13 protein-coding genes and 1 riboswitch are annotated in these 11,548 nt (G+C 73.1%); of the genes, 11 read left to right on the top strand and 2 right to left on the bottom strand.

Annotation, left to right across the window (positions count from 1 at the left end; translation table 11 throughout):
• Nucleotides 1–51: 51 nt before the first annotated feature.
• Nucleotides 52–651 (bottom strand): hypothetical protein, encoded by a 600-nt coding sequence (locus tag H9641_RS05305; protein ID WP_191801691.1) that lies wholly within the window; start codon nucleotides 649–651, stop codon nucleotides 52–54.
• An 88-nt stretch (nucleotides 652–739) separates the two neighbouring features.
• Here H9641_RS05305 and H9641_RS05300 point away from each other — a divergent pair, with 88 nt between their 5' ends.
• From H9641_RS05300 to H9641_RS05270, 7 genes are all read left to right on the top strand, one after another.
• Nucleotides 740–1,309, top strand: a complete 570-nt coding sequence (locus H9641_RS05300; protein ID WP_191801689.1) for a GNAT family N-acetyltransferase — start codon at nucleotides 740–742, stop codon at nucleotides 1,307–1,309.
• A 147-nt stretch (nucleotides 1,310–1,456) separates the two neighbouring features.
• A complete protein-coding gene (locus tag H9641_RS05295) occupies nucleotides 1,457–2,071 on the top strand; it encodes a DUF305 domain-containing protein (RefSeq protein WP_191801687.1) in 615 nt (204 codons plus the stop codon).
• Nucleotides 2,072–2,165: 94 nt separating this feature from the next.
• Nucleotides 2,166–2,450, top strand: coding sequence for a response regulator transcription factor (locus H9641_RS05290; protein WP_191801685.1), 285 nt, complete (start codon nucleotides 2,166–2,168; stop codon nucleotides 2,448–2,450).
• Between the two features lie 73 nt (nucleotides 2,451–2,523).
• Entirely contained in the window at nucleotides 2,524–2,814 is a 291-nt protein-coding gene (locus H9641_RS05285; protein WP_191801683.1) for a DUF4287 domain-containing protein, read from the top strand.
• A gap of 201 nt (nucleotides 2,815–3,015) precedes the next feature.
• Nucleotides 3,016–3,181, top strand: a riboswitch (cyclic di-AMP (ydaO/yuaA leader).
• The gene (locus tag H9641_RS05280; RefSeq protein ID WP_191801681.1) at nucleotides 3,182–3,973 is read left to right on the top strand and encodes a C40 family peptidase; all 792 of its coding nucleotides are present in this window, start codon (nucleotides 3,182–3,184) and stop codon (nucleotides 3,971–3,973) included. It abuts the riboswitch before it with no gap.
• Nucleotides 3,974–4,393: 420 nt separating this feature from the next.
• Nucleotides 4,394–5,026 carry a nucleoside/nucleotide kinase family protein gene (locus H9641_RS05275; protein ID WP_191801679.1) on the top strand — a complete coding sequence of 211 codons (633 nt, stop codon included), beginning with the start codon at nucleotides 4,394–4,396 and terminating at the stop codon, nucleotides 5,024–5,026.
• Between the two features lie 190 nt (nucleotides 5,027–5,216).
• Nucleotides 5,217–5,738, top strand: a complete 522-nt coding sequence (locus H9641_RS05270) for a hemerythrin domain-containing protein (protein WP_191801677.1) — start codon at nucleotides 5,217–5,219, stop codon at nucleotides 5,736–5,738.
• 68 nt (nucleotides 5,739–5,806) lie between these two features.
• Here H9641_RS05270 and H9641_RS05265 read toward each other — a convergent pair whose 3' ends face one another.
• Nucleotides 5,807–6,541, bottom strand: coding sequence for a DUF4097 family beta strand repeat-containing protein (locus H9641_RS05265; RefSeq protein ID WP_191801675.1), 735 nt, complete (start codon nucleotides 6,539–6,541; stop codon nucleotides 5,807–5,809).
• 345 nt (nucleotides 6,542–6,886) lie between these two features.
• Between H9641_RS05265 and H9641_RS05260 the strand changes: the two genes are divergently transcribed.
• The 4 genes from H9641_RS05260 to H9641_RS05245 all read left to right on the top strand — a co-directional run bounded on the left by H9641_RS05260 (nucleotide 6,887) and on the right by H9641_RS05245 (nucleotide 11,510).
• The gene (locus H9641_RS05260; RefSeq protein ID WP_191801673.1) at nucleotides 6,887–8,125 is read left to right on the top strand and encodes an ROK family transcriptional regulator; all 1,239 of its coding nucleotides are present in this window, start codon (nucleotides 6,887–6,889) and stop codon (nucleotides 8,123–8,125) included.
• Nucleotides 8,109–9,101 carry a polysaccharide deacetylase family protein gene (locus H9641_RS05255; protein ID WP_191801671.1) on the top strand — a complete coding sequence of 331 codons (993 nt, stop codon included), beginning with the start codon at nucleotides 8,109–8,111 and terminating at the stop codon, nucleotides 9,099–9,101. The genes H9641_RS05260 and H9641_RS05255 overlap by 17 nt, the downstream gene beginning before the upstream one ends.
• On the top strand, nucleotides 9,098–10,498 hold the full coding sequence (locus H9641_RS05250; protein ID WP_191801669.1) for an MFS transporter: 1,401 nt from the start codon (nucleotides 9,098–9,100) through the stop codon (nucleotides 10,496–10,498). The genes H9641_RS05255 and H9641_RS05250 overlap by 4 nt, the downstream gene beginning before the upstream one ends.
• 196 nt (nucleotides 10,499–10,694) lie before the next feature.
• Nucleotides 10,695–11,510, top strand: coding sequence for an MBL fold metallo-hydrolase (locus H9641_RS05245; protein WP_191801667.1), 816 nt, complete (start codon nucleotides 10,695–10,697; stop codon nucleotides 11,508–11,510).
• Nucleotides 11,511–11,548 lie beyond the last annotated feature (38 nt).

The raw sequence follows: 11,548 nt of genomic DNA, 5'->3' as shown, positions 1-11,548 counted from the left end.
CCTCAATCCAGACGCTGCCTCGGCCCTGGTGCAGGTGGCGGGCCTCGACGCTCAGTCCTCGAGCGACGGCGCCGGGGGCGGTGTCGGGTCCAGGGCCACGAGGACGGCGGGGACACCGCACCCGAGCGGAGCGGCGACGTCCATGCGCGTCACGATGGTGAAGCCGTCCGCCGTGACCGGGGTGTCGAGCTCGACCTGTGCCCCGTTCGTGAGCGCCACCGAGTAGTCCGTGATGCGCGACCCGAGGGTCTCCCAGTCGATCACCCAGTACCGGGTCGGGAGGTCGCCGTCGACCAGGTCGGCGGGCAGCGCCCCGACCGAGGCGGCAAGGCCGCCGATCGCGACGACCACGTCGGCGAGCCGCGTCGCCTGCTCGGTCCCCGGCGCCGACAGGTCGACCTCTGCGGCAGCAGCCTGGACGGCCGCACAGGGCTCGGCCAGCGCTGCGATCATCGGGGGATCGTCGATGAGCTCGGGCCGGTCGTACGACAGGTATGGCCCCAGGACCGCGACCGCTCCCCAGACGCACGCCGCAGCCAGACCGAGGCCCACGGCGCCGAGCAACCACGCGAGGAAGGGGCCCCACCCGCGGCGCCGGGGCGCGAGCTCGGCGGGTGACAGCGGCGGCATCGGCCCCGGGTTCGACGACATGGAGCGATCCTGGCAGCGCCGTCCTGAGCGCGGCGAGGACACCCACGGAACCGTGACCGGTTCGCAACCGCGTGGCATCATCGCGGGCGTGCCGATCCTCACCACGCCCACCGTCCCGCCCGGCCGCCTGAGCGCCCAGCCCATGCCGGTCCTCGCGGGGGACGGCATGACGCTGCGCCCGTGGGATCGCGCGGACGCCCCCGCGATCCTCGCCGCGTACCAGGACGAGGCGATCCAGCTCTGGCACGCTCGCGTGATGGAGGACCTCGCCGAGGCGGAGGACTGGATCGACTCGCGGGCCGAGCGCTGGGAGCAGGAGGCCGCCGGAGACTGGGCTGTCGAGTCCGAGGGGGCCGTGGTCGGCCGGGTCGCTCTGCACCACCTCGACCTGCACGAGGGCGGGGGAGAGGTCGGCTACTGGGTCCTGCCGGCGGCGCGCGGACGTCGGGTCGCCCCGCGCGCGGTCGGGGTGCTCGTCGACTGGGCGTTCGGGGACCTCGGCCTGCACCGGCTGCGGCTCGTGCACTCGACGCGGAACGAGGCGTCGTGCAAGGTCGCGCTGGCAGCCGGGTTCACGCCCGAGGGAACGCTCAGGGAGAGCGGTAAGCACGTCGACGGCTGGCACGACATGCACCTGCACGCGCGCCTCGCGGGCTGAGGCCGCGACCGGCCCCGTCCGCGGATGCGCGGGGCTCGCCTCCCCGCGATGCACAGCCGACTCCCAGACTCGGCACCTACGCTGCTCGGACGCTCGCCGGTCCGGCGCCCGCGTGCCCCGGCGATCCCGAGACACACCGGAGTCCTCATGAAGAAGCTGCCCGCCGTCCTCACCGCGCTCGTCGTGACCGCTGCCCTCGCGGGGTGCTCGACCGGCGGCGAAGCGCCCCAGGCGCAGGCGCCGGTCTCGTCGGCCGCCTCGGACGGCGCCGCCCCGGCCGAGGTGAACGACACGGACCTGCACTTCCTCGCGATGATGACCCCGCACCACGAGCAGGCCGTCGAGATGAGCGAGATCATCCTGGCCGTCGACGGCGTGAGCGACCCGACGCGCGACCTCGCGCAGCGGATCCTCGACGGGCAGGCCGAGGAGATCGCGACCATGCGCGGCTGGGCCGACGCCTGGGGGCAGGACGACCTCATGCAGATGCACTCGGTGCACGTCGCGAACGGCATGCTGACGGGCGACCAGATGGGGTCGCTCGAACGCCTCGCGGACGCGAGCGAGGGGGACGCGACCGCCGTGGCCGAGGCCGAGAAGACGTTCCTCGAGCTCATGCACTCGCACCACGAGGGCGCGATCGCGATGACGCAGGGCGAGATCGCGGACGGTGGGTACACCGACCTCCAGGACCTCGCGCAGCAGATGGTCGACGTGCAGACGGCGGAGATGGCCGAGATCGACGGGCTGCTCGGGCGGTAGCGCCGCGCCCCCTGCCGCGCCCCGCGCGAACGCTACCGGCCGGTAGCGGCCCGCCCTGGCTACACTCCCGGACGTCGGGGAGAAGGGGGGCAGCATGGTCGACAGGGAGCTGTCGGAGATCGTCGGGACGCCCCAGGACGGGGGCCGGTCGGTGCTGACGACGGTGCAGGTCTCGATCCTGTCGGGGTTGAGCGCGGGGCTCACGGACGAGGCCATCGCCGGTCGCCTCGGCATCGGCGTCCGCACGTGCCGTCGGCACGTGGCGACGCTCTTCCAGGTGCTCGGTGCGACGAGCCGCTTCCAGGCGGGGGTCCTGGCCGCGCAGCGCGGCTGGGTCGCGCGGCGCGTGCGACACCGACCAGAGGGTGCACCGTCCTGACCGATGAGTTCTGCTGGTCGGGGCGGTCTGACCCCTCGACCGCACCCGCTGGGCCGAGAGAACCGAGGACCCCATGTCTTTTCAGGCGTACCTGGACACCATCGAGGACAAGACAGGGCTGACTCCGCGGGAGCTCCTGACGATCGCGCAGGAGAAGGGCTACGACGACCCGTCGGTCAAGGCGGGCGTGATCGTGGAATGGCTCAAGGAGGACTACGACCTGGGTCGCGGACACGCGATGGCGCTCGTCCACGTCATCAAGAAGGGCCCCACGATCGACAGCAAGCACGTCGGGTCCACCGGTACGCACCGGGACGAGTCGGACACCTTGTGGTTGGACGGCAAGGCGACCAAGCCCGCCTGAAGCGGGTGTCCCGAGGTGCCTGACGGCGGGCCGCGCCCTCCCGTGGAAGGTGCGGTTCGTCGTCGAAAGGGATCGATGTCCGACTCGCGGAGTTCGTTACCTCACTGTGACAATCCGTCGCTTGCCATGTACCGTCGATTCTGCTTCGCAGAGAACCTTCTCGCCGGAGCCCTCGGGTGGACGCCGAACCCTGTCACCTCCCGAGGCCACGAACTACACCCATGACAGGGGTGGGGGACCCATTCTTGTGGGCACCGGTGACGGTGTCCTTGGGGTGAAGCCGCACGGACCTCGGTCCGCACGGCCGGGTAGAGCTTCTCCGACCCGAACCCGACAGCTGACCTCTCAGGCGTCCAGGAGAACACTCGTGACCTCACGTCCTTCCGCGCGCCACCGTGCTGCGCACCGCCCCATCACCCCCTTGACGTCGCTCGGGCGCTCCGCCGCGTCGAGCGTCAGCTCCGTCGCCCGTCGCAGCGCCGTCGTCGCGGCGTCGTCGGGTCTGCTGATCTCGGTCTTCACGGCCCCGGCGAACGCAGCCCCCTCGACCGACCAGGCGAAGACGTCGGTCGGCACGGTCGACCTCGCTGCCGTCACCGCTCAGGCCCGCGAAGCACTGCAGACCAGCCCCGTCGTCACGGTCGCCGCCGACGCGGCGCTCGCGATCGAGCAGGCCCCCGTCGCGGTCACCCCCGCGCCGGAGCCCGAGCCCGAGCCGGCCCCCGCCCCTGCACCGCAGCGCGCCGCCGCAGCCTCGCGCTCGGTCGAGCGTGCGACGCCCGCCGCGACGCAGACGGTCCAGGCCGCAGCCCCGGCGCCCGCGGCCTCCGGCTCGTCGGTCGTCGACATCGCCATGAAGTACGTGGGCGTGCCCTACGTGTACGGCGGCTCCTCGCCCAGCGGCTTCGACTGCTCGGGCCTGGTCCAGTACGTGTACGGACAGCTCGGCGTCTCGCTCCCGCACCAGTCCGGCGCGCAGCGGAACGCGGGCACCGCGGTCTCGGCTTCCGAAGCCCGACCCGGCGACATCATCTGGACGCCCGGTCACGTCGCGATCTACGCCGGCAACGGCATGCAGATCGAGGCCACGACCCCGGGCAGCACCGTCAAGTACAGCAAGATCTGGCAGAACAACCCGACGTTCGTCCGCGTCGGCTGATCTTCCCGCCCACGAGGCCCCGTCCACAGCACTGTGGACGGGGCCTCGTGCGTTCCCGGACACCTTTCCGAGCGCCTCCTGACCTCTGCGTGAGGCGTCCTGGACGGCTGACGGGCGTGCTCGTGGCGGACCCCGTTCAGCTGTCAGAACGTGGCCGGGCCATACCCCGGCCACGTTCTGACAACTGATCCGCGGCCTTACCGTCCGTGGGTCGGCCGCACTGTCGTCGCTGAGTTGTCAGAAGTGGCCCGGGCTCACCATCGGCCACGTTCTGACAACTGATCAGTGGCCCGGGCTCACCATCGGCCATGCTCTGACAGCCGGGCCGCTGGTCCGGCCATCCGGCGGCTGCACCGTACCGCCCTGCGGCTCGGGCTCGGGGGATGCACCCCTGGGTGCGGGCCGTGACATCCTGACCCGATGCGCGTCGAGCCGGTCAGTCCCGAGGTCCTCGTCGCCCGGGTCGCCGCGCTCGTCGCGGAGCGGCCGCGCGAAGCGGGCGCGGTGCGTGTCCTGGTCGACGGGCACCCCTCGACGCACCCGGAGGCGCTCGCCGACCAGCTCGTCGAACCTCTGCGTGTCGCGGGTCGCCCGACGGCGCGCGTCGCCGTCCGCGACTTCCTCCGGCCTGCGTCGGTACGGCTCGAGCACGGTCACGAGGACCCGGACGCCCTGCTCGACGAGTGGATCGACGTCGGTGCGCTGAACCGGGAGGTGCTGTCCGCCGTCGGGCCCGCGGGGGAGGGGCGCTACCTCCCGAGCCTGCGCGACCCCGTGACCTCGCGCTCGACGCGCGCCGACTACGTCGAGGCGCTCCCGGGGCTGGTCGTGCTGCTCGACGGTTCGCTGTCGCTCGGGCGTGGGCTCGACGTCGACCTGACCGTCCACCTCGCGCTCCAGGACGCGACGGTCGCGCGGCGCACGCCGCCCGCCGACGCCTGGACGCTGCCCGCGTACGCGCGGTACCGGGCGGAGACCGCGCCCGAACGGGTCGCGGACGTGGTAGTGCGCGTCGACGACGCGCGCCGCCCCGCGTGGGTCACGCGGGCGTGAGCCGTCCAGCGGAGGGAGAGCCGCGCCGTCGGGCAGCAACCTCGCACGGCCCGACGGCGTCACGCACCCCGCGCGCGAGCGTCCGGTAAGGTCTGCGCAGCGTCGCGTGCCGGTGGCAGACCGTGTCAGGCATGGAGGCGCCGGACACGAAGGAGCCCGACGATGACCACGTCGACCCCTTCGCCCTCACGTGACTGAGGGCGAGAAGAACCACCTCGCCGAGCCGCCGGAGACCGTCGAGACCGGTCTCCTCGAGACACCCCGGCTCGTCGCCTGGAGCCGCGAGCTGCGGGGCGTGCACGACCGGCTGCGCGAGGCGCTGCGCGTGACCCGTGCCGCGCTCGACGACGGCGAGCCCGCCGAACCCGCGACGCGTGACCTGCTGCTGTTCTGCCACGGCTTCTGCACCGCGCTGACGGGGCACCACGAGGGCGAGGACCGCGAGCTGTTCCCCGCGATCGCGGCCGCGCACCCCGAGCTGGTCGGGACGCTGCGGAACCTGAGGCAGGACCACTCGATGATCGCGCACCTGCTGGGCGGCCTGACGGCGGCGGTCGACCAGGCGGCGACGCCGGTCGAGCTCGAGCGTCACCTCGAGGGGGTCGCCGCGATCATGGAGTCCCACTTCCGGTACGAGGAACGCATGCTCCTGGCGGTGCTCGACACCCTGGTCCTCGACGCGGACGTGCGCGAGGTCCTGGGTCCGCTCTGAACGGTGGCAGTCCCCGGGCCGACCCGGGCCGGCCCGGTCTGCCCCGGGGCCTCACCCGGCCCGGGGCCTCAGCCCTGGGCGACCGTGACGCGCCCGTTCGACGACCCCGCGACGAGGTGGTGCTCGCCGTCGGGGTCGTCCGGCACGGAGACGTCGGTGCCGCCCAGGTCCGTCGTCGCGCTGACCCGGTAGCTCCCCTCGGGGACCGTGAGGTGCACCGTGCCGTTGTCGGTCGTCGCGCTCACGTCCTGCGGGGTCGAGAGCGTGAGCTCGATCGACCCGTTGGAGGTCTCGACGTCGACGCCCTCGGTGCCGCCCAGCCCGGTCCCGCTGATCTTCCCGTTCGAGGTCCGCGCGAGGACCTTGGCGTCGATCCCGGCGAGCGTGACGGACCCGTTGCTCGTCCGGACGTCGACCGCACCGGTCCGGTCCAGGTCGATGCTCCCGTGCGACGTCTCGCCCATGACGGGCAGCCCCGCGGGCAGGTCCACGGTGTAGCTCGCCGAGCAGTGCCGCCCGCAGCCCGCGAGCACCAGGACGCCGTCCTCGACGCGGTGCGTGTCGTGCGCGGGGTACTCGCCCACGAAGTCGACGGTGCGTTCGATCGACAGGCCGGTCGCGGGGTCGGAGCCACGGAGCGTGACCGACCCCGCCTCGAGGTCGATGCGGACCGCCGTGATCCCTGCGTCCTCGGTGTAGGTGTCGGTGGCCGACGAGCGGGGTCCGAACCCGCACGCCCCGAGGGCGAGGGCCGCAACGGCGACGAACCCTGCCGTGGCGAGTCGTCGGTGAGTGGCCTGCATGTCGTGCCCCTGTCGTCGAGCGTCGTGTCGGTCGGAGGCCGGCTGCCCGCCGGCGGGAGATCTGCTCGTGGGCCCCACCCCCCAGCGGGGCCCACCACGATCGAGGCTAGGCCGCCGGGCGCATCCAGGACATCGGGCATTCCCCCCATCTCCGGCTCGGGGTTCACCCCGAGAGCCGCGGAAAACCGGGCGAGACGGTCGGAGCGCCCGGGTCGGCGGCTGGACTGGGACGACCGTCCCGGCTCGACGCGCGCCCGAAACACCCCCGATGTACTCTCGCTCGGTAGGTAACCTTCCGACCTACTCATGTCCCAGGGGAACGACCGTCAACGGAGAGCGGTAGACATGCTTCTTGCAGGAGACCAACGACTGCTCCGGGAGATCAACGCCCGGGCCGTCCTCGATGTGCTCGACGCCCACGACACGCTCGGCAGACCCGAGATCGTCGCGGCCACGGGCCTGTCCAAGACCACCGTGGCCCACACGCTGCGCACGTTCGTCGAGCAGGGCGTCGTCGAGGAGGCGGGCCTCGACCACGAGCGCCGCGGCCCGGCGGCCACGCTCTACCGGGTCGACCCGGAGCACGGGTACGCGCTCGCGGTAGACATCGGCCACGTCCGCGTCCGGGTCGCGCTGATCGACCTCGTCGGACGGGTGCGTGCCCGCGCCGAGCAGCCGCTCGCGGCCAAGGACCCCGCGGCCCGCGCGAACGTCGTCGAGAAGCTCGCCGCCCACTGCGTCGCCGCGGTGAGCCACGACGCGGGGACCGCGTCCGTCGCGATCCGGTGCGCCGTCGTCGGGCTCCCCGCGATCGTGGACCTCGACCACGCCATGGTGCGCCGCGTCCCCGGCCTCGAGAAGGGTGGACCCTCGCTGCACGCCGCCCTCGAGGACGGCCTCGGCTGCCCCGTCCTGCTCGAGAACGACGTCAACCTCGCCGCGATCGCCGAGCAGCGCTCGGGGGCGGGCAAGGACCTGAGCTCGTTCGTCCTGCTGCGCCTCGGGATCGGGGTCGGCGCCGGGATCGTCATCGACGGCAAGCTCTACCGCGGCGCGTCCGGCGGTGCCGGCGAGGTCGCGTTCATGCCTCAACCAGGCCGCGCGCTCGGCGCGGAGAGCATCGGCGCCGCGTCGCTCGCGACGTCCGCGCGGGACGCGGGCCTGCCCGCCGACCTGGCACCGCACGAGGTCCTCGACCTCGCGGCGGGCGGCGACGAGCGCGCGGTCGCGGTCGTCGAGGAGCTCTCGGGACGCCTCGCCGTGCTGATCGCCTCGATCTCGCTCCTGCTCGAGCCGCAGAAGATCTTCCTCGCGGGCGTGGCCGCCGAGGAAGCGGTCCTGCGGCGCGTCCAGGCGTACCTCGCGGACAGGGTCGGCATCCTGCCGATCGTCGTCGAGCCCAGCACGGTCGCGGCCGACGCGGTCCTGCTCGGCGCGGCCGCCCTCGCCCGGGACACGCTCCGCGACCAGGCCTTCTCGGCCGCGGTCCGCCACGCGGCCGAGTCGGGCGACGTGCCCGACGACGCCGCGCACCCCGACACCGACCCCACCTCCCAGGAACCCGACGATGCCCGCACCTTCTGACCTCGTCGCCCGGCTCGGCCTCCCGCCGGGCTCGCGGGCGCTCATCCTCAACGCCGACGACTTCGGGATGTGCCGGGCCGCGAACCGCGCGATCACCGAGCTCCTCGTCGACGGCCACCTGGACTCGACGACCCTCATGGTGCCGTGCCCGTGGGCCCCCGAGGCGCTCGCGTTCGCGGCGAGCCGCACCGACCTGGACCTCGGCGTCCACCTGGTGCTCACGAGCGAGTGGACGAGCTACCGCTGGCGCCCCCTGACGGGTGTCAGGACCACGCTCGTGGACGCGGCCGGGTACTTCCCGGTCGACTGCCGGACGGTCGAGGAGCAGGCGAGCGACGCGGACGTCGCGGCCGAGCTCGCCGCGCAGCTCGACGCGGCGCTCGCCGCGGGCATGGACGTCACGCACCTCGACAACCACATGGGGTCGGTCTACGGCGTGGAGACAGGGCGCACGTTCCTGCCGCAGGTCTTCGAGCTCGCTGCGCGCCACGGGTTGCCGTTCCGTCTCCCGCGCACGATCGGCGGCATGGGCATGCCCGACGCCTACCAGGAGGTGCTCGACCAGGCCACGGCCGCGGCCGACGCCGCGGGGGTCGTGATCCTCGACCACCTGCTGACGCACCCGTTCGAGCTGCTGGGTGAGGGCACCGCGGAGGAGGAGGACTACGCCTCGATGAAGGCCGCGTTCCTCGACCTGGTGCGCGCGACCGAGCCCGGGGTCACCGAGTTCTTCCTGCACCCCATGCTCGACGACGACGAGCTGGGCGACGTCGCGGACTTCGCGGTCGCCAAGCGCGGGTTCGAGCGCCGGCTCCTGGTCGACCCCGACGTCGCGGAGGTGCTCGCCGAGGAGGGGATCGTGCGCGTCGGCTGGCGCGACCTGCGTGACGTGCAACGTGGGCTCCCGCCCCGGGTGCGCGACGCCGCGGGCGCGCCGGTCGCACAGGTGGGCGACGTCGTCGGGGGTGCGCGATGAGCGCCCTGACCACGCTGCGCGACCGCCGTCTGACCGGGTTGCCCACGCGCGCCCAGACCCTCGCCTACGGCGCCTCGGCGTTCCCTGCGAACCTCATGGCGCAGACGTTCTCCGCGTTCGTCGTGTTCTTCTACGTGGACCACCTCAAGCTCCCCGCGGGCTGGGTCGCGGGCGCGATGGTCGCGCACGGCATCCTCAACGCGGTCCTCAACCCGCTCGTCGGGGCGGCCTCCGACCGTCACCGCACGCGCTGGGGCCGCCGCGTCCCGTGGATCGGCCTGGGGATCATCCCGCTGGTCGCCGCGTTCTCGCTCGTGTGGATGCCACCTGACCTGAGCGCCCAGGGCCTGCTGGTCTGGTTCCTCGTCGTGGTCGCGGTGTACGACGTCGCGTACGTCGTGGTCGTCCTCAACACCTCGGCGCTGTTCCCGGAGATCTTCCGCACGACGGCGGAGCGCGCCCGGGGCAACACGCCCCGCCAGATCTTCGGTCTGGTCGGGATGATCCTGGGGACCGCGGCCGCGCCGCTGCTCTACGGGTCGGCGCTCGGGTGGGTCGGCATGGCGCTCGTGCTCGGCGCCCTGTGCCTCGGGTTCTACCTGTGGTCGCTCGTCGGGATGATCGAGCGTCCCGTCGACGAGGCCGCGGTCAAGGCCCGCGAGGCCGCGCTTCCCCTCAAGGACCAGCTCCGGTACACGTTCGCGAACCGGGCGTTCGTGACCTACGTCCTGGGGTCGCTGCTGCTGCAGTCGACGACCGCGATCCTGCTGGCCTCGGTGCCGTTCTACGTGCGCTACGTGCTCGGCGGGGCGGAGGCCGACGCGACCCTCGTGCTCGCGCCCATCTTCGTGGTCGCGATCCCGGCGATCGTCGGCTGGTCGTGGGTCGTGCGCAAGGTCGGGCCACGCAGCGCGCTGCTGTGGTCGGTCGCCGCCTACGGCGTGGCCGTGGGGCTCTTCATGGTCCCGGGGTCGCTGCCGGGGGCGATGGTCGTCGCGGGTCTCGTGGGCATCGGGGTCGCGGGGATGATGCAGCTCCTCGAGGTCGCGCTGGGCCAGGTGATCGACGACGACGAGCGGCGCACCGGGCTGCGCCGCGAGGGCATGTACTTCGGGGTCAACGGGTTCGTGGTGCGCGGCTCGGTCATCGTCCAGGCCGTCGTGATCGCGGTGGTGCTCACGACGTCGGGCTACGACGCGGGGCTCGCGGTGGCCGACCAGCCGGAGACCGTGTCGACCGGCATCCGCGTGCTCATGGGCGGCGTGCCGTTCGTCGTGGCCGGGCTCGCGTGGCTCTGCTTCTGGGCGTACCCGCTGCGCGGGCAGGACGTGCCGCCGGCCGGCGACGCGGTGGCGGACGGCGACGACCCTCGGGATGCTGAGGTGCTGAGCCGCTGACCCTCGGGGCGCCGGGGCGGCGTGCCGCGCCCGGTGAAGCCCCCGCTCTTCGCCCCCGACGAGCTGTCAGGGTCGGCCCGGGCCATCGCCCGGGCCGGCTCCGACGACGCGGCTCGCCCGTGTCGGTGGCCGGGTGTCTCATGGGTCTCGCTCGCTCCGGCAACCTGCTGGACCGACGACGGAGAGGACGACCCCGATGACGTGGTGGATCTGCCGGACGTGCGCCGTGGAGCACGCCGAACGGCCCGAGGTGTGCGCGATCTGTGCTGACGAGCGCCAGTGGGTGCCCGCGGCCGGCCAGGTGTGGACGACGCTCGACGAGCTCGCGGCCGAGGGCCACGAGGTCGCGGTGACCGAGCTCGAGCCCGACCTGTTCGCGCTCGCGGGGCACCCGGGCGTGGGGATCGGGCAGGAGTCCAAGATCGTGCGGACCCCGGCCGGGATGCTGCTGTGGGACCCGGTCGGGTACCTCGATGACGAGGCCGTGCGACGGGTCCGCGAGCTGGGCGACGTCGTGGCGGTCGTCGCGAGCCACCCGCACATGTTCGGCGTCCAGGTCGAGTGGAGCCGGGCCCTCGGGGGCGTGCCGGTCCTCGTCGCGGAGGCCGACGCAGGGTGGGTCGCCCGCCCCGACCCGGTGATCGAGACCTGGTCGGGGGACCGCGAGGTCCTGCCCGGCGTGACCCTGAGCCAGCCGGGTGGTCACTTCCCCGGCAGCGCGGTCGTCCACTGGGCCGCGGGAGCCGAGGGGCGCGGGGTCCTGCTCAGCGGGGACACGATCTTCGCCAACCCCGACCGGACGTCGGTGAGCTTCATGCGCAGCTACCCCAACCGGATCCCGTTGTCGGGGGCCGTCGTGGACAGGGTCGCGACCCACGTCGAGCGCTTCGCGTTCGACCGCCTCTACAACAACTTCGAGGGCGTGATCCCGGTCGACGCGCGGGCTGTCGTGCGCCGCTCGGCCGACCGGCACGCGGCCTGGGTCCGCGGGGACTTCGACCACCTCACGTGATGGGGCCGGTGCGTGCCGACGGGACCGAGGACCGGAGA

This window comes from Oerskovia merdavium, from assembly GCF_014836755.1.
GTDB classification, from domain to species: Bacteria; Actinomycetota; Actinomycetes; order Actinomycetales; family Cellulomonadaceae; genus Oerskovia; species Oerskovia merdavium.
The sequence above is the reverse complement of the archived record's forward strand: the minus strand, read 5'-3'. Positions and strand labels throughout refer to the sequence as shown.

Bases quoted from the DNA above. Each gene is read 5' to 3' on its own strand.
- H9641_RS05305 (WP_191801691.1), bottom strand. From the start codon at position 651: ATGTCGTCGAACCCGGGGCCGATGCCGCCGCTGTCACCCGCCGAGCTC.
- H9641_RS05295 (WP_191801687.1), top strand. From the start codon at position 1,457: ATGAAGAAGCTGCCCGCCGTCCTCACCGCGCTCGTCGTGACCGCTGCC.
- H9641_RS05290 (WP_191801685.1), top strand. From the start codon at position 2,166: ATGGTCGACAGGGAGCTGTCGGAGATCGTCGGGACGCCCCAGGACGGG.
- H9641_RS05285 (WP_191801683.1), top strand. From the start codon at position 2,524: ATGTCTTTTCAGGCGTACCTGGACACCATCGAGGACAAGACAGGGCTG.
- H9641_RS05275 (WP_191801679.1), top strand. From the start codon at position 4,394: ATGCGCGTCGAGCCGGTCAGTCCCGAGGTCCTCGTCGCCCGGGTCGCC.
- H9641_RS05265 (WP_191801675.1), bottom strand. From the start codon at position 6,541: ATGCAGGCCACTCACCGACGACTCGCCACGGCAGGGTTCGTCGCCGTT.
- H9641_RS05260 (WP_191801673.1), top strand. From the start codon at position 6,887: ATGCTTCTTGCAGGAGACCAACGACTGCTCCGGGAGATCAACGCCCGG.
- H9641_RS05255 (WP_191801671.1), top strand. From the start codon at position 8,109: ATGCCCGCACCTTCTGACCTCGTCGCCCGGCTCGGCCTCCCGCCGGGC.
- H9641_RS05250 (WP_191801669.1), top strand. From the start codon at position 9,098: ATGAGCGCCCTGACCACGCTGCGCGACCGCCGTCTGACCGGGTTGCCC.
- H9641_RS05245 (WP_191801667.1), top strand. From the start codon at position 10,695: ATGACGTGGTGGATCTGCCGGACGTGCGCCGTGGAGCACGCCGAACGG.